The organism is Pseudoxanthomonas dokdonensis, from assembly GCF_001431405.1.
GTDB lineage: Bacteria > Pseudomonadota > Gammaproteobacteria > Xanthomonadales > Xanthomonadaceae > Pseudoxanthomonas_A > Pseudoxanthomonas_A dokdonensis.
The window spans coordinates 82,530-105,215 of record NZ_LDJL01000004.1 but is presented as its reverse complement, the minus strand read 5'-3'; the positions used below and the strand labels follow the sequence as shown (position 1 = coordinate 105,215).

19 protein-coding genes and 1 tRNA gene are annotated in these 22,686 nt (G+C 63.8%); 10 read left to right on the top strand and 10 right to left on the bottom strand.

The genetic code is table 11. The features are described from left to right. Window positions 1-96 precede the first annotated feature (96 nt). Window positions 97-2,172: an EAL domain-containing response regulator gene (locus ABB29_RS03530; protein ID WP_057657236.1), complete on the top strand. Its 2,076-nt coding sequence runs from the start codon at window positions 97-99 to the stop codon at window positions 2,170-2,172. A gap of 100 nt (window positions 2,173-2,272) precedes the next feature. On the opposite strand, the gene htpX is transcribed toward ABB29_RS03530, so the two are convergent. After that, window positions 2,273-3,154 carry a protease HtpX gene (gene htpX, locus ABB29_RS03525; RefSeq protein WP_057657530.1) on the bottom strand — a complete coding sequence of 294 codons (882 nt, stop codon included), beginning with the start codon at window positions 3,152-3,154 and terminating at the stop codon, window positions 2,273-2,275. Between the two features lie 92 nt (window positions 3,155-3,246). Between htpX and gluQRS the strand changes: the two genes are divergently transcribed. The 5 genes from gluQRS (at window position 3,247) to ABB29_RS16265 (ending at window position 6,158) form a co-directional block, all read left to right on the top strand. Then, the gene (gene gluQRS, locus ABB29_RS03520; protein WP_057657529.1) at window positions 3,247-4,170 is read left to right on the top strand and encodes a tRNA glutamyl-Q(34) synthetase GluQRS; all 924 of its coding nucleotides are present in this window, start codon (window positions 3,247-3,249) and stop codon (window positions 4,168-4,170) included. A 46-nt stretch (window positions 4,171-4,216) separates the two neighbouring features. Next, the gene (phbB, locus tag ABB29_RS03515) at window positions 4,217-4,957 is read left to right on the top strand and encodes an acetoacetyl-CoA reductase (RefSeq protein ID WP_057657235.1); all 741 of its coding nucleotides are present in this window, start codon (window positions 4,217-4,219) and stop codon (window positions 4,955-4,957) included. A gap of 207 nt (window positions 4,958-5,164) precedes the next feature. Further along, complete coding sequence (phaR, locus tag ABB29_RS03510; RefSeq protein WP_057657234.1) at window positions 5,165-5,686, top strand: polyhydroxyalkanoate synthesis repressor PhaR; 522 nt, start codon at window positions 5,165-5,167, stop codon at window positions 5,684-5,686. Window positions 5,687-5,695: 9 nt separating this feature from the next. Continuing rightward, complete coding sequence (locus tag ABB29_RS16735; RefSeq protein WP_281177424.1) at window positions 5,696-5,821, top strand: hypothetical protein; 126 nt, start codon at window positions 5,696-5,698, stop codon at window positions 5,819-5,821. Window positions 5,822-5,987: 166 nt separating this feature from the next. Then, a complete protein-coding gene (locus tag ABB29_RS16265) occupies window positions 5,988-6,158 on the top strand; it encodes a hypothetical protein (RefSeq protein WP_157062481.1) in 171 nt (56 codons plus the stop codon). A gap of 19 nt (window positions 6,159-6,177) precedes the next feature. On the opposite strand, the gene ABB29_RS03505 is transcribed toward ABB29_RS16265, so the two are convergent. Beyond that, a complete protein-coding gene (locus tag ABB29_RS03505; RefSeq protein WP_057657233.1) occupies window positions 6,178-7,098 on the bottom strand; it encodes a M48 family metallopeptidase in 921 nt (306 codons plus the stop codon). Window positions 7,099-7,196: 98 nt separating this feature from the next. Continuing rightward, window positions 7,197-9,101 (bottom strand): formylglycine-generating enzyme family protein, encoded by a 1,905-nt coding sequence (locus tag ABB29_RS03500; RefSeq protein ID WP_425414723.1) that lies wholly within the window; start codon window positions 9,099-9,101, stop codon window positions 7,197-7,199. 143 nt (window positions 9,102-9,244) lie between these two features. On the opposite strand from ABB29_RS03500, the gene rnd reads away from it, so the two are divergent. Beyond that, on the top strand, window positions 9,245-10,342 hold the full coding sequence (gene rnd / locus ABB29_RS03495; protein ID WP_057657231.1) for a ribonuclease D: 1,098 nt from the start codon (window positions 9,245-9,247) through the stop codon (window positions 10,340-10,342). 63 nt (window positions 10,343-10,405) lie between these two features. Beyond that, window positions 10,406-10,481: transfer RNA gene (locus tag ABB29_RS03490), tRNA-Ala, on the top strand. 128 nt (window positions 10,482-10,609) lie between these two features. On the opposite strand, the gene ABB29_RS03485 is transcribed toward ABB29_RS03490, so the two are convergent. The 4 genes from ABB29_RS03485 to ABB29_RS03475 all read right to left on the bottom strand — a co-directional run bounded on the left by ABB29_RS03485 (window position 10,610) and on the right by ABB29_RS03475 (window position 16,972). Then, window positions 10,610-11,860 (bottom strand): S1 family peptidase, encoded by a 1,251-nt coding sequence (locus ABB29_RS03485; protein ID WP_083487443.1) that lies wholly within the window; start codon window positions 11,858-11,860, stop codon window positions 10,610-10,612. Window positions 11,861-12,200: 340 nt separating this feature from the next. Further along, a complete protein-coding gene (locus tag ABB29_RS03480; protein ID WP_057657229.1) occupies window positions 12,201-14,975 on the bottom strand; it encodes a TonB-dependent receptor in 2,775 nt (924 codons plus the stop codon). Between the two features lie 134 nt (window positions 14,976-15,109). Then, entirely contained in the window at window positions 15,110-15,337 is a 228-nt protein-coding gene (locus tag ABB29_RS16260; protein WP_157062480.1) for a hypothetical protein, read from the bottom strand. A gap of 15 nt (window positions 15,338-15,352) precedes the next feature. After that, the gene (locus tag ABB29_RS03475) at window positions 15,353-16,972 is read right to left on the bottom strand and encodes an alpha-glucosidase family protein (protein ID WP_057657228.1); all 1,620 of its coding nucleotides are present in this window, start codon (window positions 16,970-16,972) and stop codon (window positions 15,353-15,355) included. Between the two features lie 360 nt (window positions 16,973-17,332). Between ABB29_RS03475 and ABB29_RS03470 the strand changes: the two genes are divergently transcribed. Both ABB29_RS03470 and ABB29_RS03465 read left to right on the top strand, forming a co-directional pair. Beyond that, window positions 17,333-18,697, top strand: coding sequence for an MFS transporter (locus tag ABB29_RS03470; RefSeq protein WP_057657528.1), 1,365 nt, complete (start codon window positions 17,333-17,335; stop codon window positions 18,695-18,697). 11 nt (window positions 18,698-18,708) lie between these two features. Next, window positions 18,709-20,382, top strand: coding sequence for an alpha-amylase family glycosyl hydrolase (locus ABB29_RS03465; protein WP_057657227.1), 1,674 nt, complete (start codon window positions 18,709-18,711; stop codon window positions 20,380-20,382). A 171-nt stretch (window positions 20,383-20,553) separates the two neighbouring features. Here the strand turns inward: ABB29_RS03465 and ABB29_RS03460 are convergent, their stop codons facing one another. Genes ABB29_RS03460 through ABB29_RS03450 form a run of 3 tightly spaced genes read right to left on the bottom strand, consistent with a single transcriptional unit; the run spans window position 20,554 to window position 22,680 of the window. Continuing rightward, window positions 20,554-22,128 carry a PepSY-associated TM helix domain-containing protein gene (locus ABB29_RS03460; RefSeq protein WP_057657226.1) on the bottom strand — a complete coding sequence of 525 codons (1,575 nt, stop codon included), beginning with the start codon at window positions 22,126-22,128 and terminating at the stop codon, window positions 20,554-20,556. A gap of 7 nt (window positions 22,129-22,135) precedes the next feature. Further along, entirely contained in the window at window positions 22,136-22,399 is a 264-nt protein-coding gene (locus ABB29_RS03455) for a hypothetical protein (protein ID WP_057657225.1), read from the bottom strand. After that, window positions 22,399-22,680 carry a hypothetical protein gene (locus tag ABB29_RS03450; RefSeq protein ID WP_057657224.1) on the bottom strand — a complete coding sequence of 94 codons (282 nt, stop codon included), beginning with the start codon at window positions 22,678-22,680 and terminating at the stop codon, window positions 22,399-22,401. Before ABB29_RS03450 ends, ABB29_RS03455 begins: the two co-directional genes overlap by 1 nt. Window positions 22,681-22,686: the final 6 nt, after the last annotated feature.

Here is a 22,686-nt window from a genome sequence, read left to right as displayed (position 1 = left end):
GCGCCGGTCGCCAGGCACCCGCGAACTGCGACGGCAGCATTGGACGCCGTCCCTCACAATCGTGTATTAAACCCGCTCCCCCGATGGATGCCTTGCATGCAGATTGGCAAAGAGACAACGTTGCGCCTGACCCTGATTGATGACAGCGGCGAAGAAGCCGAAGCCATCGTCAGCGCACTGCGCAATGGCGGCATCGCGGTCAGGCCGTTGCGGCCGCTGGACCTGGCCGAACTGACCCGCATGCTGGCCAGCCAGCCGATGGATCTGGTATTGGCCGCACGCAAGGCCACCGGGGTGCCGCTGGCGCAGGTGCTGGAGCAGGTCGACGCCAGTGGCAAGGACATTCCGGTCATCGTCATCAGCGATACCCTGGGCGAAGCCGAGATCATCGACGACCTCGCCCACGGTGTGCGCGGCCAGGCCCTGCGTGGCCGCGACGAGCACCTGCTCAACATCATCCGCCGCGAATGGGTGGATCTGGATGCGCGCCGGGCCCTGCGCCGGCTGGAAGGCAGCCTGCGCGAAACCGAACGCCGCTGCGACGCATTGATCGCCTCTTCGCGCGATCCCATCGCCTACATCCACGAAGGCATGCATATCCGGGCCAACGAGGCTTACCTGGAAATGTTCGGCTTTGAATCGTTCGAGGATGTCGAAGGCCTGTCACTGCTGGATCTGGTCGCACCGCAGTACGTCGCCGATTTCAAGCAACTGCTCAAGCAACTCGGTAAAGGCGAAGCGAGCCCGCCGCGGTTCGAGCTGGAAGCACGCAGCCTGGATGGCGACAGTTTCCCGGCCACCCTGGAGTTCACCACCGCCACCTATGAAGGCGAATCCTGCGTGCAGGTGGTATTCCGCCGCCGGGAGGAGCTGGACCCGGAACTGGCCCGCGAGGTCGAGGAACTGCGCCAGCGCGACATGGTCACCGGCCTGCTCAACCGCCCGGCGTTCCTGCGCGAACTGGAAGCCGCGGTCAGCAAGGTGGCACAAGGCGACCAGCAGTACGGACTGCTGCTGCTGGAACCGGATCATTTCCAGCGGCTGCTGCCGGAAATCGGCATCAGCCATGCCGACGAACTGATCGCGGCGATGGCCGCGCGCATCCGCGAGCGGGTGCCGGCCGATGCCAGCGTGGCCCGCTTTGGCGAGCGCACTTTTGCCATCCTGCTGGCCGGCAACCATGCCAACACCGCCAGCCTGTCGGAAAAACTGCAGGCGGCATTCGCCTCGCATGTGTTCAACGTCGCCAACCGCTCGGTGTCGTTCACCGCCAGCAGCGGTGGCGTGCAGATTGGCGAGCGCATCGCCAGCGTCGGCCAGGTGCTGGCGCGTGCCACCGAAAGCCTGCAGACCGCGGTCGGCCTGGGCGGCAACCGGATTGAGATTTTCGATCCCGGCGCCGCCGATCGCGCCGAGGAAGAACGCGTGCAGAGCTGGGTGCAGCAGCTGCAGGCGGCCTTGGCCAACGATGGCTTCGTGCTGCATTACCAGCCGGTGGTCAGCCTGCAGGGCGACACCACCGAAGTCTACGAAGTGCTGCTGCGGCTGGATGCCAATGGCGAGCTGGTCATGCCGCAGGCGTTCATGGGCATCGCCGAAGACAACAAGCTGCTGGATGCGATCGACCGCTGGGTCGTCAGCCATGCCATCCAGGTCATGGGCGAGCGCAAGCGCAGCGGCAAGCCGGTACGGCTGCTGGTCAAGGTCAACCCGGCTTCATTCGCCGATGGTCGCCTGCTCGAGGTTATTGCCCAGCAACTGGCCGCCCATGATGTCGCCGGCGACTGCCTGTGGCTGGAAACCGCCGAGGCCAAGGTCTTCACCCATCTGCGCCAGGCGCAGGCGTTCCAGGCCGGCTTGCAGCGACTGGGCTGCAAACTGGGCCTGGAGCAGTTTGGTGCCGGGCTCGATTCGTTCCAGTTGCTGGCCCATGTGCAGCCGGCCTTCCTGAAGATTGATCGGGTATTCACCCAGGAATTGAGCAAGACCCCGGAACACCAGACCAAGATCCGCGAAATCGCCGAGCGCGCCCAGGAACAGGGCATCATCACCATCGCCGAACACGTGCAGGATGCCGGCACGATGAGCTTCCTGTTCACCTCGGCGGTGGATTACGTGGAAGGCAACTTCCTGGCCACCTCCGGGCCAGTGATGAACTACGACTTCGGCTGAGAGCGGCGGCGCTTCAACGCGCAGCGCATGCGCGTCGAACCATTGCGGACGTGGCGGTTACCGATCCGCCACGGCTGCGAACAATCCATTGCCGGCGGACTTACATCACGCTGGTCTGGCTGTTGCGCAGGGTCGCGATGCGCTGTTCCAGCGGCGGATGGCTCAGGAACAGCTTCTTCAAACCGTGGCCGACACCACCGGCGATGCCAAACGCTTCCACCTGCGATGGCAGGGTGCTGGCCGAATGATTGGCTGACAGCCGCTCCAGTGCGGCAATCATTTTGTTCCGACCGGCCAGCTGCGCACCGCCGGCGTCGGCACGGAACTCGCGGCGACGCGAGAACCACATCGCGATCATCGTCGCGAACAGGCCGAACACCACTTCCAGCACCATCACGATGATGAAATAGGCAAAGCCGGGGCCGCGGCTGTCGCGATTGCCGGACAGGTAATTGTCGATGATGCCGCCGACCACCCGCGCCAGCACGATGACGAAGGTGTTCAGCACACCCTGCAGCAAGGCCATCGTGATCATGTCGCCGTTGGCGACGTGGCTGACTTCATGCGCCAGCACCGCTTCGGCCTCGTCGCGGTTCATCTGCCGCAGCAGCCCGGTCGATACCGCCACCAGTGATTTGTTGCGGTTGGCGCCGGTGGCGAAAGCGTTGATTTCCGGGGCGTCGTACACCGCCACTTCGGGCATGCCGATGCCGGCCGCCTGCGCCTGCCGCTGCACCGTGGCCAGCAGCCATTGCTCAGCCTCATTGCGCGGCTGTTCGATGACCACCGCGCCAGTGGCGCGCTTGGCCATGGTCTTGGACAACATCAGCGAGATCAGCGAGCCACCAAAACCGAACAGGGCCGCCATGACCAGCAGGCCACTCATCTGCTGCGGATTGATGCCGAACAGGCGCATCACGATGCCGGCCAGCACCAGCACCGCCAGGTTGGTGGCCAGGAACAGGAAGACGCGATTGAACACGGTTTTCTCCAACGCCCATGATGGGCTGCGATGACTGCGAATTGCGGTTATTGTGCTCAAAATTCAAGACACTGAATGACTGGAAATTCAGCTTGCCCACCGCGCCGACGCCTCCCCCTCCCTACCGTGGCCGTTTCGCTCCCTCGCCGACCGGCGACCTGCACCTGGGCTCGCTGCTGGCCGCCTTCGCCAGCTGGCTGCTGGCCCGTCACGCTGGCGGTCAATGGCTGATCCGGGTCGAGGATCTGGACCCTCCGCGCGAAGTTCCCGGCGCCGTCGAGCGCCAGCTGCGCACGCTGCAGGCGCTGGGGCTGGAATCGGATCTGGCGGTCGTCCGGCAAAGCCAGCGCCACTCCTCCTACCAGACCGTCCTGCAGCAACTGATGGCGCGTGGCGAGGCCTTTGAATGCCATTGCAGCCGCAGCGACCTCGCCGACCAGGGCGGCATCCACCATGCCTGCCTGGGCCAACGCCTGCGCGATACACCCGCGATCCGCCTGCGGGTGCCGGCCGGCACCGTGATCGGATTCGAGGACGGCCTGCAGGGTCATTTCGTCCAGGATTTGCATGCGCAGGTCGGCGATGTCGTGCTCAGGCGCGCCGATGGCCTGTGGGCCTATCAGTTGGCGGTGGTGGTCGATGACCACCTGCAGGGCATCACCGATGTGGTCCGCGGTGCCGACCTGCTGGATTCGACGCCGCGGCAGATGTTCCTGCAACAGCGACTGGGCTGGGCAGCGCCACGCTACCTGCACCTGCCGCTGCTGCTGGATGCCGACGGCCAGAAACTGTCGAAATCGCTGTCCTCGGCGCCCATCGAACAGCAGGATCCGTTGGCGATGCTGCGGCTTGCATGGCGCTGCCTTGGCCAGGCCCCTGCGGCGCTGGACGCGGCCTTCAGTGTGGCCACGACCTTGCAGCGCGCACAGGCCGAGTTCGATCCGTCACGCTTGCCCGGCGTGCCATCAATCACGTTCGCTGCGACGCACAACATCGGCGACGCATCCGCTGTCTAGAATCAAACCGCGTCACCCTTCCATCGCTGTTCCTGGAGCTCCCCACATGACAACTCGCGTTGCACTCGTTACCGGTGGTACCGGTGGTATCGGTACGGCCATCTGCAAGAAACTGGCCCAGATGGGCCACAAGGTCGCCACCAACTACCGCAATGAGGAAAAAGCCAGAGCCTGGCAGCAGCAGATGAAGGCAGAAGGCTTCGATGTAGCGCTGGCCGCCGGTGACGTCACCGACCCGGAGCAGGCCGCGGCTGTCATCAAGGAAGTCGAGTCGCAGCTCGGGCCGATCGACATCCTCATCAACAATGCCGGCATCACCCGCGACACCACGTTCCATCGCATGTCCACGCTGCAGTGGACCGATGTGATCAGCACCAACCTCAATTCGGTGTTCAACATGACCCGGCCGGTGATCGAAGGCATGCGTGAGCGCAAATGGGGCCGGATCATCCAGATCAGCTCGATCAACGGCCTGAAAGGCCAATATGGCCAGGCCAACTATGCGGCGGCCAAGGCCGGCATGCACGGCTTCACCATTTCGCTGGCGCGCGAGAACGCCAAGCTCGGCATCACCGTCAACACGGTCTCACCCGGCTACGTGGCCACCGACATGGTGATGGCAGTACCGGAGGAAGTGCGCGCCAAGATTGCCGCCGACATCCCCACTGGCCGGCTCGGCAAACCGGAGGAAATCGCCTACGCGGTGGCGTTCCTGGTCGACGACCAAGCCAGCTGGATCACCGGTTCCAACCTGGACATCAACGGCGGCCACCACATGGGCTGGTAAGCCGCCACCCCGGCCCGTCACCCGGCCGGTTGACGCAGACCAAGCATCCGCCACTGGCGGATGCTTTTTTTTGCGGCGCCGGCCCCCGCACAATCACAAACATCGCATGCCCAAAGCTGAACAGGGCGAGCCTGACTTCCGCCTGTTGCAACAGCTGTTGCGCTGCGTCATGCTGGCCTTCAAATGGTTTTTCAGAGTGATGGCTTCATGGCTGCGACACGCATTATCAAGAAGTATCCCAACCGTCGTTTGTACGACACCGAGATTTCCAGCTACATCACCATCGAAGACGTCCGCCAGCTGATCGTCGACGGCGAGGATTTCGAGGTACGCGATGCCAAGTCCGGCGAGGACCTGACCCGCATCGTGCTGCTGCAGATCATCAGCGAGCAGGAGCAGGACGGCGAACCGGTGCTGTCGACCCAGTTGCTGAGCCACATCATCCGTTTCTATGGCGATTCCATGCAGGGCTTCATGGGCAACTACCTGGAGCGCAGCATGCAGATGTTCATGGACCAGCAGCACCAGTTCCGCAGCCAGATGGGCAACCTGCTGGGCCAGACCCCGTGGACCATGATGAACCAGCTGACCGAACGCAACATGGAGATGTGGCAGGAGTTCCAGCGCAGCCTGACCGGCGGCGGACTCGGACGTCCCACCGTGGGCCCGACTGCCAACAAGCCCAAGGACGCGCCGCGCGACGTGGGCGGCAAGACCCGCAGCCGCTGATACAGGCAAATGGAATCCCAGCCCGCGCCGGCGACCGGCGCGGGCTTTTTGTTGCCCGCCGTTTTGGGCAACCCGTTGACCCGCTCGGCAGCGGCGATTGCGATCGATGGCCTGCCCCCGGCGCCGTTCGAGTGACGGCAAGGCCCAGCTTCAACCTTCGCGTGCCGGCCTGACGCCGCTACGGATGAGGCGCATCACGTCCCGCCAACACAACAGGCAGCGCTCGTTCTAAGATCGTCGGCTGGCCGCTGCCGGCCACACGGATGCGCCCGCACCGTGCCATCTGCAACAGGAGAAATGGATGAAGCTCACCCCACCCACCTTCGGCGTCTGGTTGATTGCGGTCCTGGTTGGCGGCGCCGGCATCGCCGCGCGCTTTGGCTATATACCAGCGTTGGCCGCGCACGCATTCTGGCTGGTGGTGGCCGGTTTCATCCTGCTGGTGCTGTCGACGCTTTTCGCGCGCTTCTGATCAAGGCCGGGCCTGACGCTCAGGGCGCGCCGCTGGCCGGGGCGTCGCTACAGAACTTCTGCCGGTATTGCATCGCCTTGGGCATCAGATTGGTGAGGTTCTGGATGCGCGTGCCAGGGTTGGGATGGGTGGAGGAGAATTCCGGCGGCGCCTGGCCGCCCGAGGCCTCGCCCATCCGCTGCCACAGCGGAACCGCCTGCTGCGGATCAAAACAGGCGGCGGCGGCCAGCATCAGCCCCACTTCATCGGCCTGGGTTTCATGCGCGCGCGCGTATGGCAACAGATAGCCATAACCCATCGCCGCCATCACCATCTGCTGCTGTTGCGGGTCCATCCCGCTCATCGCCCCGGCCATCTGCCCGATCTGGGTCAGCTTCTGCTGCGACATCCGTTGCGCGCCATGGCGCAGCAGTGCGTGGGCGATTTCGTGGCCCATCACCACCGCCATCGCATCGGCATTCTGGGCGACCGGGATCAGCCCGGTATAGACCGCCATCTTGCCGCCGGGCAGGCAGAATGCATTGGCCTGCTCCGACTGGATGACATTGACGTCCCAGTCGAAGCTGCGGGAAAAATGATTGGCCGGCAGGCCATGCTCGGCCGCCAGCGCCTCCTCGACCACATCGACCTTGTTGACCAGTCGCTGGGCGATGCCGCGGATCTGGCGGGCCACCTCGGAGTTGGGATCCAGTGGCGGTTCCTGGCTGAGGATTTCCTCGTAGGCCTGCAGGCCGAGGGCTTTTTCCTGTTCCAGGTCGATGGAACTGTCGATCAGCACCTTCTCGCCGGTATACGGATCTTCGACCCGGTTGGAAAACCAGTAGAACGCGGCATAGCCGGCAAACCCCAGCAGGATGATCCAGCGCGGATTGAAACCGCCACGCCGCCGCGGCGCACTGCTGCGGCGGTAACCGGAATTTCCGAACGGGTTGTTGCTCATGGGCTTCTCCTTGCTGGCCCCGCGATTCTAGAGCGTACCGGTTGGATTTGGGTGAGTGACAGCAGCGGCCACGTGCTGGCCATGGCCCGCCGCTGATGTCAGATCCCGCGCACGACCCGGAACCCTACCCGCGCATTGGTGATGTCCGAATCCGATGCCACCCGCCACGCCGCGCGGCTCTGCACCGGCGCGCTGGCCCACGATCCCCCACGCACCACCCGCGAGCGGCAGCCGGGGTTGAACCAGGCCGCGCCGTCGGCCGGCGCCCGTCGATAGCTGGCGTGCCAGCAGTCGGCCACCCACTCGCTGACGTTGCCGCCCAGGCCATGCAGGCCCCAGCGATTGGGCTTGAAGCTGGCCACCGGCGCCGGCCCCCAGTAGCCATCGCCATAGCCGACGAATGCATTCTTCCAGTTGCGGCCGCTGGGCGAGACGTCGTTGCCACCGGTGAGATTGCCGAAGCGTTCCGGCGGCTGGCCGTTGCCCCACGGATAGCGCGCCTGGGTGCCGGCACGCAGCACGTATTCGAATTCGGCCTCGCTGGGCAGGCGGTAGCTGTGGCCGGTCTGCTGCGCCAGCCACTGCGCGTAGGCCTCGGCGTCATACACGCTGACATGCAGCACCGGCATGTCATCACTGGCCTTGCCACCACTGTAGTCGCTCTGCCAGTCAACCCCGGTATGGCGGACGAAATTGCCACTGGCCTCGTCGTAGACAATCGAAAGCCCGCGCCGGCTGGCACGCGGACGATAGCCACTGGCCTGCACGAAGCGGCGGAACTCGGCCACCGTCACCGGCGTGCGCGACATTGCGAAGCCACGGTTGAAGCGGACGTAATGGGCCGGCTTTTCGGCATCGCTGGCGCCCAGTTCCTCGGCCGCGGCGCCCATCGTGAAGCCGCCATGCGGTACCACCACCATTTCCGGGCCGCGACCGCCGTTGCTCAATGCATCGGTGAATGCCTGCCCCGGCTTGAACAGTCCGTAATAGGTCGCCAGATCGATGCGCTTGCGGAAATCGGCGGCCACCGCATTGCCCGGCTCGGCAATACGCAGGACTTCGGCCAGTTTCTCGCGCGCCGCGTCCAGGCCGCGCGGACTGACCATGTCCTTGACGCCTTGATCGCGCAGTTCGATGATGCGCGCGGTGCGGATGCCGGCCACCCGCTGACGGGCGTCAGCGATGGTGGGTGACTGCTCGCGCACCTGCGCGGCATAGTCGAGCCACTTGCCGGCAGCCTCGAAATCACCGGCATTGGCGCTGCTCTCGGCGCGTCGGATCAAGGCGCTTTCAACCGCGGCCATGCCCTGCATGGCCCGTGCCTGGCCCGGTTGCCACTTCAATACTTCGCGGAAGCCGGCCAGCGCGCCGCCGCCCTGCTCGCCCAGCTGGCCGTTGCGCAAGGCCCGCTCACTGGCGCGATTGAGCCGCACCATCTGTTCAATCTCGTCCAGCCGGGCCAGATACGCCAGCACCGCTTCGTCGTCAGGACGCACGCTGCGCGCTACCGCCGCTATCCGCGAGGCCTCGTCCAGCGAGGCATCCAGATCCGGTGCGCTGCGCAGCAGCGGTTCGCCACGCTTGAGCAGTGCGCTGACCGCCCGGTCCAGCCCGGCCTGCACGCGCGGGTCCTGCGGCTGTTCCGTCGCCAGCGCCAGGTAAATGGGAATCGCGGCCTGGCCATCCTCGTACAGATGGCCATCGGCCAGCGCCTGCCGCGCCTGTTCCAGCGCCGCCTTGCGTGCCTGTCCGGCCAACGCGGCCGGGTCCTGCCCTGCGGCCTGGTCCGTCTCTTCGGCAAAGCTGGCGATGTCGACCCGCGGCACCTGCCAGGTCAACGCCTGCATCGCGCTGTCATCGCCGGAAATGGTCACGCTGGGCATGCGCACCGGGGCCATCTGTGCCGGCCCTTTGTCATTGCCCTGGCTGGCCTCCGGCGTGCAGCCGGACAAGGCCGCCAACAGCGACAAGGCAATACCGACGGATGGGCGCTTCAAACGCAAATCTCTTCCCTTCGAATGTGGTGCGACGGACGCAGGCGGCTGGCGCAATCGGCTTCGGTCAGCTCGAAAACGCCGCAATCCGGCCGGCTGACGTTAGGCTATTGTGTCCTGCCTCGGCAAACAACGCATTCAGCGGAGATTTCGTGCCTCATTGGATTACCACCCCCGACGCCCTCGCCTCTTTTTTCACCCAGGTCCCGGACCGGATTGGCCTGGACACCGAATTCGTCCGCGAACGCACCTACTGGCCGCAGCTTGCGCTGGTGCAGATTGCCGTCAACGGTGAAATCCTGCTGGTCGACCCGCTGGCCCCCGGCATGCCCGCGGCCCTGGCGCCGATTCTGGCGAATACCGCGATCCTCAAGATCATGCACAGTGCCAGCGAGGACATGGTCGCCTTCAAGCACACCTGCGGCGTGGTGCCGACGCCGTTGTTCGACACCCAGATCGCCGCCGCACTGGCCGGCGTCGGTGGTGGCATGAGTTACCAGCGCCTGGTCGAAAGCATCACCGGCGACAACCTGCCCAAGGGTGAAACCCGTTCGGACTGGTTGCGACGCCCGCTCAGCGACTCGCAGCTCAAATATGCCGCCGATGACGTGCTGCACCTGTTCGAACTGCATGACGTGCTGGGTGCGCAACTGCAGGCCGCCGGTCGGCTGGCATGGCTGCAGGAGGATTGCGCGCGTTTTGTCACCAATGCCGCCGCCGATGACGGCGATCCGTGGCCGCACCTGTCGATGCGCAGCGCGCAGTTCCTCGATGGCGCCGCACAGGTACGGCTGTTGCGGCTGCTGCGCTGGCGCGACGCTCTGGCCCGCAGCAGCGACAAGCCTCGCAGCTGGATCCTGGACAACGAACTGGCCGCCAATCTGGCCCGCAACGTCCCCGACGATGCACCGGCGCTGCAGCAGGTGCTGGATACCCACCCGAAGGCGCCGCGCAAACTGTCCGGTGCGTTGTGGCAGGCGCTGCAGACACCCTTGGACGATGAATCACAGGCACCGGTGGCACGCGCCGCCAGCGACCGCGACAAGACATTGCTGAAGCGCATGCAGGAAGTGGTCGCCACCCGCACCGCTGAACTCGGCCTGCCCGATGGCGTGCTGGCTTCACGCAAGCTGCTCGAGCAACTGCTGGAGAGCGGACAGTGGCCGCCTGCATTGTCCGGCTGGCGCCACGCCGAGCTGGCTCCGCTGCTGAAGCCGCTGTTGACCAAGGCCAATGAGGCTTCGCCCTGACGGGTCGTTGCCCATCAATGACTTGGCAGCGCCGCCTGCTCGGCGCTACACTCTGTCGTCAACGGGGTGGTAGCTCAGATGGGAGAGCGCGTCGTTCGCAATGACGAGGTCGGGGGTTCGATCCCCCCTCACTCCACCAGTCAAGGAAAAACCGGACAATGTCCGGTTTTTTTGTGCCCGAATGGCGGGCAGATGCTCATCGCCACTGCATCCGCCAGGCAGGCGCCCCAATCTGCGGGGCACCTGCCCGGATGCGGTCAGCCGTGTTTACGGGCTGGTCTTCAGGGTCAGCGAGTAGTCCGCCAGCAGCGGATTGATTGGACTGAAGTAGCTGTTGCCACCGCCAGTTTTGCCGCTCCTACCCGAGCAGCTGCCGCTGCCACCAGACAGTACGCCTTGGGCCTGGCCGACGCCGGTGATGAAGGAGCCGCCGGAGTCACCGCCCTCTGAACAGGCACTGGTCCGGGTCAAGCCAGTAACCGTGCCATCAGGCTGGTTATTGTCATCGACGTAGGAGATGGTGACATCCTTGGCGACAATCGCGCCGCAGCGCCAGCCACTGGTACGGCCGGAACGGCAGATAGCGGTGCCGACGACGCCCTCGGTACTGCCATGGACCGTCACGTCGCCACTGCCATAGCCGTAGACGCTGGCGGACAGCGAATGCGCTGCATCAAGCTTCACCCAGCCCTGGTCAACGCCGGTCTCAAAATCACCGGGCATCTCCGATGCCGCGAACGCGCCCAGCTTGACCCCTGGCACCCACTGCGAGAGTTCGTGGTAGACCACTTCCCCGGCATCACCGCAATGGCCGGCGGTGGCGAATCCAGGGGTGCTGCCCTGGGTCACCGAGAAGCCCACCGAGCATGCATACAGGTAGCCGTCACCTGGCTGGCGCAGGTAACCGATACCACCCTGGACATTGACGTTGGCGACCGGCGGCGGTGGTGGTGTCGGCTTGCCCTTGTGCAGTTTTGGCGCGTCCTGCATCGTCTCGAAGCGCACCACCGAAGCATCAATGCCACTGCGTGCAATGAAGTCGATGCCGGCATCTTCGGCACCCGGGGCGATGCTCAGCGTCACGCTGTTATCCGGCAAGTCCACTGCCCAACCGTAAACCCCCTTGGGCGCCCTGACACCGTGTTCGAGTTCGGAATCCAACTGCTGCTTGGCGGCCTTGAGCGCTGCCAGGCTGTTGCGTACCTGGCGCGATTCCACACCGGCAGGCACAGCCTGCTGGATCGCGGTAGTGGCAGCCACCAGGCTGTAGGAACCATCGGCCTTGCGTTCAAGCCAGGTGCCGGCGAAATTCCTGCCCAGTTGTTTTTCAATCGTCTTCTGCTGCTTGTTGGCCAGTCGCTCGGCCTTGATGTACTGCGCCAGTTGTGGACCTGAAAGGCCCAGATCGCGCTGCATGGCATTCTTCAACGCGGGGGCAACGTCGTCCGCGGCCCATGCGCTGGTTGAGAACGCCATCAGGATGGCAGTGGCAATGGCAGATATTCCGGGCTTACGCATAATCTTGGAATCCTTCTGGAAAAAGGGAATGCGAACAGCAAGCCGTCCACAATGGACGGTGAACGGAAGCTAGCACGGCACATTGGCGCTGAGCTGTGAACGGCTGAGAACCCGGTTGCAATTTGATCCATTACCCCCTGAAAACAAGCATTTGCGGGCCGTCGCGCCGAGCCTAAATGTGATTCAAATCAGCGGCCAGCGCCAAATGGCCCTGGCCTGTTCGCCATCTTGCGCCATCTGCTTCGCGACCTTCGGCCGACAACGTCTGCGCCGTTTTCGGCACAAAAAGCTCCCGCCAGCATAGCCAGCGGGAGCCATTCGATACCACTTGCTCAAGCGATCAGAACTTGTAGCTGAATCCAACCAGCCAGGTGCGACCCCACTCGATGTATTCCAGCGGCCGATCCTTGCTTTCGGCATAGGTCTGGTACGGCGAATTCGTCAGGTTGCTGACCTGCGCAATCAGCCCCAGCCCTTCCAATGCGCCGGAGCCGAAGGTGTAGCTGACCTGCGCATCGGTCACGTCTTCGCCTACCACATAGCGCAGCGTGCGGTTGCCGTTGAAGTTGCCAATCTCACCGATGAAGTCCGAGCGCTTGCGCTGGCTGACCCGGGCCTCGAAACCACCACGTTCGAAATACGCGGTCAGGTTGTAGACCTCGTCGGACAGGCCTGGCAGGCTGATCGGGCCGCTACCGACGCTGGACGCGCTTTCGGGATCGAGGATCTCGATGTCGCTGTCGGTGAAGCTGGCGCTGGCCTGGATACCGAAGCCTTCCAGCGCATCACTGAAAAGATCGAACGGAATCGAGGCACTCAGCTCCAGTCCCTGCAAGGTACCGCCTTCACCATTGTATGGCGCGGTGAAGTTGCCGGTTGGCTGGACCGGAAGAATGACACCGTCGGGACCGGGTTGTGGCACATAGTCACCCAGCACGTCGCTGAAATCGTAGCCATCACGGGTCTGCGTGTAGATGTAGGTTTTCAGATCCTTGTAAAAGTAGGCTGCAGCGACATAGCCCTTGCCACCGAAATACTTTTCATAGGAAATGTCGAACGCGTTGGCTTCCCAGGGATCCAGCTGTGGGTTGCCACCACTGGCACCGGGCTTGCCGGTAGCGCTGTCGACCCCGAATTCAAACGAGGCGCGCATTTGATCCACGCGCGGACGCGCGACCTGCTTGGCCGCGGCCACGCGCAGAGTCTGGTCATGGGCGAACAGGAACGCCAGGTTCATGCTCGGCAACACATCTGTGTAGTTCTTGCCGTCCTCGAACGGAATGGCATTGCTGCCAGCCGGCTGCGAAGGATCCCAGTACGCTGAAGACGAACGCTGGTCGACATTCTGGAACTGCACGCCGAAGTTGCCGCGCACCGGCACCGATCCCCATTCGGTATCGATGTCGGCACGGATGTAGCCGGTGATGATTTCCTCGTCGACCGTCCATTTCTTCGGCACCAGATAGGACAGGTCTTCGGTCGGTTCGAACACCATGTAACGGGCAACCGCTGCCGGCACGTTCCAGGCCGGGATATAACCGATACCGGCGAAGCCGAGATTGACAGGGTCGTACTGCAAATCGGACGCCACCGTGCTGTCACCCTGCGCACCAAGCAGGATATTGCCTTCCGGCTGGCGCTTGTCTTTCTGCCGATCAGCGTAATTGAAGCCAACGTCGATGTTCGACAGCCAGCCCAGCTTTTCGGGTGCGGGCAACGACAGCACCAGCTTGGCGCTCTTCAGTTCGTCTTCAACCCGCGGCGTCTTGCCGTAACCCGAGCCATAGATGGTGTTGGTGAGGAACAGCGCGTCGGGGTTGGAGTAATCCAGCCCCGGTCGGATCTGCGAGAAACCGTTGTTGCGATACTCCAAGCCCACGCTGTCCAGCTGCGGCATCGGAGCCAGCTGCAGGTTGTTCTCCAGGTTGGTTTCCGCGCGGTCGGCCTTGGAGTAGCTGACATCGGCGACGATGCGGGCGAATCCGACATTGAACTCGTTGTTCCAGCCAAATGCATCGATGGTGTCTTCGCGGTCGTTATACATCCCGCGGACCAACGGATACACGCCACTGGCCACGCCGCCGGTCATGCTGTCGTTGTCGTTGACCACCAGGTCAGTGATGTTGAGGCCGGGGGTATATCCGCCGTTGTAGCCGCTCAGATTGACTTCGAACTGATTGGCGGTATCGGTCTGTGAGGCTTCGGTGTGGAACAGATCCAGGGTGCTGGTCCACGTGTTGGACGGCCTGAACTGGAGCGTTGCCATGTAGGCATCGCGCTTGGATTCGCCGGTACGACGCAGGGCCTTGATACCGTCGGAATAGAAAGTGCCGGCCGGTACGCCCGGACGCCAGCCATCACCGACCGCCTGCCATGGCTCATACAGCCCGACCTGGTTCTCCTGCGTTGGCAGTTCGATATGCGAATAGCCCAGCGACAGGCCGATCGTGTTGTCGGCGAACTGATCGATGTAACTGACATTGAAACGGTTGCCATCGGCATCGGCATTGGCGGCCGAGTCCAGTGAATTCTCCTGGTAGCGACCGCTGATCGACACCACCCGATCGGCGAAGTTGAGCGGACGCACCGTCTGCATGTCGATGGTGCCTGACAGGCCCTGGCCGATCAGGCCGGCGTCGGGGGTCTTGTAGACCGTGGCACCGCTCATCAGCTCGGATGGGTACTGATCGAACTCGACGCTGCGGTTGTCACCGGTACTGACCACTTCGCGGCCGTTCAACAGCGTGGTGGCGAAATCGGGGGACAGGCCGCGCACGCTGATCACCTGGGCACGACCGGCCACGCGCTGGGCGCTCAGGCCGGGCAGGCGCGCCAGCGATTCGGCGATGCTGATGTCGGGCAGCTTGCCGATGTCCTCGGCGCTGACTGCTTCGACAATCGAGGTGGAGTCGCGCTTGGTGTCGATGGCGCGCTCGATGCCGGCGCGGATGCCGGTGACCTGGACCACGTCCAGGTTGGTCGCGTCGGCGGTGGTCACGTCGGCGGTGTCGGTGGCGTCGGTGCGGGCCGTGTCCTGCGCACGCGCGGTCGTTGCCGACAAGGCCAGCGCCGACAGCAGCGCCATGCTCAAAAGATTACGTTCAAGTTGCAACATCTTCCCCTCTCCAGAAATGTTGTTTGTCGTGATGCAGGGTCGTCGGCGGTTGCCAGTCGCCCTGCATTCGATACGTGGAAACAGCCGTCTCCATCGAGCGGCAATGGTAGTCGCGGGCAAGTCGGTGCACGCTTTCATGCATACGTATTCATGCCGGCGGCACTGAAAAACGCGGTTGGTTGGCGGCTGGACAGCGCATGCACGGCCAGCTGACGCGCACCGTTCGACGATTCACCCATCAGGCAAACGTGAAAACCCCAGGTTTGTTGCATCGCAGTAGGCGTTTGGCGCAAGCGACTCTCATTGCTCTGCTGCGGCTGCTTGATCGGTCGTGCGTGCACCAGGTCAGTAACGTCGGTCACCGGCTCCGCGGCGCTTCAGGCCAGGCCGGCGAAACAGTATCCCCGCGCCGGCAACTGCAGAACGCCTGTTACCAGTCTGCTATCCGGCGACGAGGGTCCGGCCATCACCTCGATCGCATCAATACCGGCCGGCAGCGACCAGTGTTGAGCATCCGCCGACAGATTGAAGACGACCAGCATGCGTTGCCCATCGTGTTCGCGGACAAACGCCAGCAATGGCTCCGGCGCATCGATGAAACTGATGCTGCCGTAACGCAACGCCGGTTGCGTGCGTCGCCAGGCCAGGAAACGGCGCACCTGCTGCAGCACCGAGCCGGCATCGGCTTCCTGTTGCTGCACGCTGATGGCAAGGTGTTCCGGCGGCACCGGCAGCCAGGCCTGGCCGCCGCTGAAACCGGCATCGCCAGCACTGGTCCAGGGCATCGGCGTGCGGCAACCATCGCGGCCCTTGAAGTTGGGCCAGAAGGTCTTGCCATACGGATCCTGCAAGGCTTCGAAGGGCACCTCGGCCTCCGGCAGGCCCAGCTCCTCGCCCTGGTACAGACAGACCGAACCCCGTAGTGAACAGACCAGCGCCACCAGTTGCACGCGCAATGCCGCAGTCATGTCGCCCCCGCCCCAGCGGGTAACAGCGCGCTGTACGTCGTGGTTGGACACCGCCCAGCACGGCCAGCCGTCGACCATCGTCGATTCCAGCGTCTGCACGGTGTCGCGGATGTAGCGCGCACTGAAATCATCGGTCAACAGTTCGAAGCTGTAACCCATGTGCAGGCGCCCCTGGCCGGTGTATTCGGCAGTGGTCGCCAGCGAATCCTCGGAGGAAATCTCGCCCAGCGCGGCCGCATCCGGATACTGATCCAAAAGACCGCGCAGGCGTTCCAGGAAGGCTACGTTCTGCGGTTGGGTATTGTTGTAATAGTGGTACTGGTAGGCGTACGGATTGTCCGGGCTGAAACCGCGGCCGACCCGTTTTTCCTTCGGCTTGGGCGGGTTGTCGCGCAACTGCGCATCATGGAAGCAGAAATTGATCGCATCCAGCCGCAGCCCGTCGACGCCCTTGTCCAGCCAGAAGCGGACGTTGTCGAGGGTGGCCTGCTGGACCTGCGGATTGTGGAAGTTGAGATCCGGTTGTGCCGACAGGAAGTTGTGCAGGTAGTACTGCTCGCGACGTGGCTCCCAGCGCCAGGCCACGCCACCAAACAACGACATCCAGTTGTTGGGGGGAGTGCCGTCCTCGCGCGGGTCGGCCCACACATACCAGTCGGCCTTGGGATTGTCGCGGCTCTCGCGGCTTTCCTTGAACCATGCATGCTCGCTGGAGCAATGGCTCAACACCTGATCAATCATCACCTTGATGCCCAGCGCATGCGCCTTGGCCAGCAGGCGGTCGAAATCGTCCAGGGTGCCGAACAGGGGATCGACATCGCGGTAGTCGGCGATGTCGTAGCCGAAATCGGCCATCGGCGACTTGAAGAAAGGCGATATCCAGATCGCATCCACGCCGAGGCTGGCGACATAGTCGAGTTTTTCGACAATGCCGGGCAGATCGCCGACGCCGTCACCATTGGTGTCCAGGAAGCTGCGCGGATAGATCTGGTAGATCACCGCACCGCGCCACCAGTTGCTGTTGTTCATTGCCTTCCCGAATCGTATGGAACATCGCGCCCGCGATGGGCCGCGGCAAACTATTTCATGCCGCGCCAATCCTGTCAGATGTGATTCGGCATGGCGGGGCATGAATACGTATGCAGCCACGGCGGTCGCATTCGCGCGCGCAAACCACCACGACACCGCAGGCCGCCAGCGCAGTTGCCGGAAACAGCTTGAAAACAGCTTCCTGCTGCCATTGACGCGCCTGGATGGCGAATTTCAACGATCAAGCGCCGCTGACTTTTTTCACCGCAGTGCAGCATGGCTTTGCCAGGCGCTGACGGCAAGATGCACAGCGGTCTGGCCGCCGTGCCTGCCCTCGCCCCCGTCCTGCTGGAATCACCCATGTCGCAAAAGCCTCATCTGTCGTTCTGGCAAATCTGGAACATGTCGTTCGGCTTCCTGGGCATCCAGTTCGGCTTCGCCTTGCAGGGCGGCTTCATGTCGCGCATTTTCCAGACCCTGGGTGCCGACAAGGATTCGCTGCCGCTGCTTTGGATCGCCGCGCCATTGACCGGGCTGCTGGTGCAACCGGTGATTGGTTACCTGAGTGATCGCACCTGGCACCCATGGCTGGGCCGGCGCCGCCCGTATTTCCTGATCGGCGCGGTGCTCAGTTCCATCGCCCTGTTCTTCGTGCCGTACTCGCCGACCTTGTGGGTCGCGGTCGGCTTTCTGTGGATCCTGGATGCCAGCATCAACATCAGCATGGAGCCGTTCCGGGCGCTGGTTGCCGACAAGTTGTCCGAACAGCAGCGCTCCTACGGATTCGTGCTGCAGACCCTGATCATCGGCATCGGCACCTGGGTCGCCAGCAACCTGCCATGGCTGGTCAACCAGTTGGGGGTCAGCAACCAGGCCGCGCCGGGAGTGGTGCCACCGTCGGTCAAGCTGGCTTTCGCGATTGGTGCGGCGGTGTTCCTGGTCAGCATCCTGGTCACCGTGGTGACCACCCGCGAGGATCCGCCGGCAGTATGGCCGGAACCGGTGGATACCAGCGAGAAAGCCTCGTTGCCGGCCGAGATCCTGCACAACATCGTGCATATGCCCAGGCAGATGCTCAATCTCGGCTTCGTCCAGTTCTTCAGCTGGCTGGCATTCTTCAGCATGTGGAGCCTGTCGACGCCGGCGCTGACCGAACATGTGTTCAAGGCGCCCGCGCCGGACCCTGCTGCCTTCGACGTGACCGTGCCTGCCCAGGCACAGGCCTTCGCGCTCGCCAATGGCGCCTACCAGAGCGCGGCCGATCTGGTGGGTTCCTACACCGGCTACTACGGCCTGTCCTCGATGCTGGTGGCGTTGCTGCTGAGCCTGTATGCGTCACGCCACGTGATCAATCGTCGACGGGTGCATTTCGTGTCGCTGATGCTGGGCGGCATCGGCTTCCTGTCGATGATGTGGGTGCCCGAGCCGGCCTGGCTGATTGGTTCCTTCGCCCTGGTCGGCGTGGCCTGGGCCAGCATCCTGTCGATGCCGTACGCGCTGCTGTCCAGTTCGGTCGACCCGCGCAAGATGGGTATCAGCATGGGCATCTTCAACATGTTCATCGTGATTCCGCAGATAGTCGCCTCCACCCTGCTCGGCCCGGCCTTGCGGCTGCTGTTCGACAACCAGTCAATCTACGCGCTGGTAATCAGCGGTCTCAGCCTGGTACTGGCCGCACTGTTGCTGGTCCGGGTCGAAGAGCCGAAAGCGCAGGTGCATGCATGAAACGAGTGTCCATGAAAATTCGGCTGCGGCCATGGCTGTTGCCGGTGAGCCTGGGCGCGTGCCTGGGCGCGCAGGCCAGCGACGGCGAGGCGTTCTACGGCACCCGGGAAGCCTTCGCCAGCGATGCCATCTACTTCGTGATGACCGACCGCTTCGTCAACGGCGACCCCGGTAATGACCAGCGCGATCAGGGTGGCGACCATCCCACGTTTGATCGGCCAGTGGAACTGAAGCCCGGCGAGCTTGCCAACATCGGCTACCTTGGCGGCGACTTCAAGGGCGTGCTCGACAACGCCGGCTATATCCACGATCTGGGTTTCAACGCGGTCTGGATCACTCCCATCGTCGACAACCCGGACCAGGCGTTCACCGGCAGCAAGCCAATCGCCAGCGGCAGCATCGGTACCGATCAGGGCAAGACCGGTTACCACGGCTACTGGGGCGTCAATTTCTACAAACTGGACGAACACCTGCCCAGCCCGGGACTGGATTTTGCCGGCTTCACCCGCGCCATGCAGGCGCAGGATCTGAAAGTGGTGCTCGACATCGTCGCCAACCACGGATCGCCGGCCTACAGCATGCCGGTGGCACAGCCGATGTTTGGCCAGATCTACGATGCCGACGGCAAGCTGGTCGCCGACCATCAGAACCTGCGTCCCGGGCAGCTGGACCCGGCCCGGCAACCACTGCACCGCTTCTACAACACCCGCCCGGGTCTGGCCGAGCTGTCGGACACCAATGAAAACAATCCGGATGTGCTGGATTATTTCGTCGGTGCCTACGAGCAGTGGATAGATCAGGGCGCGGCCGCTTTCCGGGTCGATACGATCCGCTGGATGCCACATGATTTCTGGAAGCAGTTCGCCGACCGCATCCGCGCCAGGCACCCGGACTTCTTCATGTTCGGCGAGAATTTCGATTACGACGCCGCCACCATCGCGCCGCATACCTGGGCCCGTAACGGCCACATCAGCGTGCTCGATTTCCCGATGAAAAAGGCGATGGCCGAGGTCTTTGAAAGCCCGGGCAGCGATTACGCCAGGCTGGCCGCCTCGCTGTACCTGGAAGACGGCCCCTACGCCAATCCGTATGACCTGGTGACGTTCTACGACAATCACGACATGGCCCGGCTCAACGCGAGTGACCAGGGCTTCATCGATGCCAACAACTGGCTGTTCACCGCGCGCGGCATCCCGGCGCTGTATTACGGCTCGGAGACAGGCTTCATGCGTGGCCGTGGCGAACACGCCGGCAACCGCAACTACTATGGCCAGCAACGCATCGACGACGCAGCGCGGAGCCCGATCTACGCACCGCTGAAGCGCATCGCCAATCTGCGTCGCGACAACATCGCCTTGCAGCGCGGGTTGCAGCTGGATGTCAGCCTGGAAGGCGACCAGGCGGTTTTCTACCGTGTCTACCAGCAAGACGATCAGCACCAGATCGCGCTGGTGCTGCTGAACAAAGGCGATGCTTCGCACCGGTTCGAAGTCGAACAGTGGCTGCAAAGTGGCAGCTGGCGCGATGGTTTCAGCGGCAAGAGGGTGCAGGTCGATGGCAAGCTGCAGGTCGAGGTGCCGGGCCATGACGTGCGGGTGTTGCTGCTGGATCAAGCCGTCACCCGTCCAGACCTGAAGCAACGCCTTCAGCAGTTGATGGCGCGCAAGGTACCAAAAGCCGACTAGCAATCCCCGCTTGCCCCGTAGAGCGGAGCTTGCTCCGCTGATTACGCGGACTGGAGCTTGCTCCGCTGATTACCTCGAATGGAGCCTGCTCCGCTGATTACCCGGACTGGCACCTGCCCCGCTGCTTGCTTGCAATCTCCACGAATTCAAAGCAGCGGAGCGAGCTCCGCTCTACGGGAGACGCTGCGCCCATACGCTGTTGGGATCACCATCACGGGCGCGGCGCGTGCTGGCGCGCGCCAGAGCGACAAAGCCCGCGGCCAATGCCAATGCGCCAGCGTCGATGCAGAACAGCGCCCAATGGCCTTGGCTGGCGCTGGTCCATAACCAGTCACCGGAAGCCAGGCCATGAGCGACCGGCACCAGCGCCGACACCAGCGCTGCCAGCCACAGCAGTTCGATCGCCGCACGCACCGGCGGCCGCAATGCCGCCCATGCCGCGCACCCAGCCCAACTGGTGAAGCAGGCCCATTCGATGACCCGGCTCGAGACCGCGTCATCGCGAATCCCCACCAGCCACGCCAGCTGCGAGGCCAGGAACGCCGCCGATACCGCCACGCAGAAGCCGATGCAGACACCGACCGTTGCCCGCGCCATGTTGAGCGAGGCGCGCGATTGCGCGGGCTGCCGGCGCTTGCGCCGTGACTCCACCCACAACAGGTTGCCCGAATAGAACAGGAACGCCCCGCCCAGCCCCAGCAGGAAATACAACCATGCCACCCAGCGGTTGCCGTATTCGCCGAAATGCAGCGCGTAGGCCGCTGCCAGCGTGGCGTGGTTGGCATCGCGCCGGCCCGGCAGCTGGGTGGCCAGTACCTGTCCGCTGTGGGCGTTCAAGGCCACCGCCCCCAATGGCCCGAGTGTGCCGGGCGAGGCGCCGGTGATTTCGATGGTGGCATTGGCGTCACCGGCGTTGGCCAGCTTCATGTAGGCCGGTTCGAACGATGCCACGCCCTGCTCCAGCGCGGTATCGGTGGCGCGCTGCAACCACCCTCGCAGGCGCTGATCTTCGACGCGGGTACCGGCAGGCTGCACTACCGGCGCGGTATCCAGCGCCGCCGGCATCGCCTGCATCAGCTTGCCGTCATAGATCAGCGGATTGAGTGCCATCGCCGCGATCATCAACAGGCACAGCATCGCCCCGGTGACCGCGAACATGATATGCATCGGCAGGCCGAGCACGCCGATGACATTGTGCGCGTCCTGCCAGAAACGCTTGAGATTGCGTCCCGGTCGCAGCGCAAACAGGTCCGGCAACAATCTGGGCAGATGGATGACCACGCCCGAGATCAGTGCCAGCCCATACAGCAGGCTGACAATGCCCATCAGGTAGGTGCCTGCCAGCGGTATACCCAATGAAAAGTGCAGGCGGTTGATCAGCTCTGACAAGCCGCCGCCGGGCGGGGTTTCGCTGGGCGCGCCGGTGTTGGTGTCGTACCACCAGCTGCCCGCCGTGTCTTGCCAGTAAATCAGCGCCTGCGGCGATTCGGCACCGGGGAACAGCATGCCGACATGAGCGCGCGCTTCGGGGTGTTCACGCAGGGTGTCATCCAGCAAACGCTGCGCGTCGTCGATGCTTTCGACCGCCATCGTCGCCGCCGGCGGTGACTGCCACAGCATCAGATCGTGATGGAACACGGTGATGGCACCGGCGTAGAAGGCGACGAACAGGGCGAAGCCAGCTACCAGCCCGACCCAGGTATGCAGTGTAGTGAACGTGCGAAGAGTGGCGGATTTGATTTTCATGCGGGGTCTATCGCAGCCATTGCGATGCCTGCAGCGCCCACAACAGCGACTGCGCGAGAACTGCCAGCGCGCTCAGCCACGCCCACGCACGGCGGCCATCGGCAAACTTGAAACTGGCGGCGATGACGATCGTCCAGATCGGGAAGAAAGCGACCAGACCCGGCACCAGGGTACTTTGCCAGGGACCGGGCAGCCCCCAGCAGAACAGCCCCAACACCGCAGCCGAGAGGAAAAAACCGGGAACCACTCCCGCCAGCGCGCGCGCCCACATCAGCGCATGTTCCGGACATTGCCGCGCGCCGAGACCAGCCAGCAGGCCAGGTAAGGCAGCAGCACCAGCGCCAGCATCCAGGTCGCCAACGCCACGCTGATCCCCGCCCCCGCCCCGAGCAGCCATATCCACAGCAGCAGCCCGGCCACCGCAGCAACGCCACCAGCCAGCGACCACGCTGGCCGCGGCCGCGCGGTTCGATTCCACACGCAGTTGGGCGAGCCCAGGTACAACGCCAGCGCCGACAACACGGTCACCACGGCGGCGATGGTGGTCCCCATCAGCAA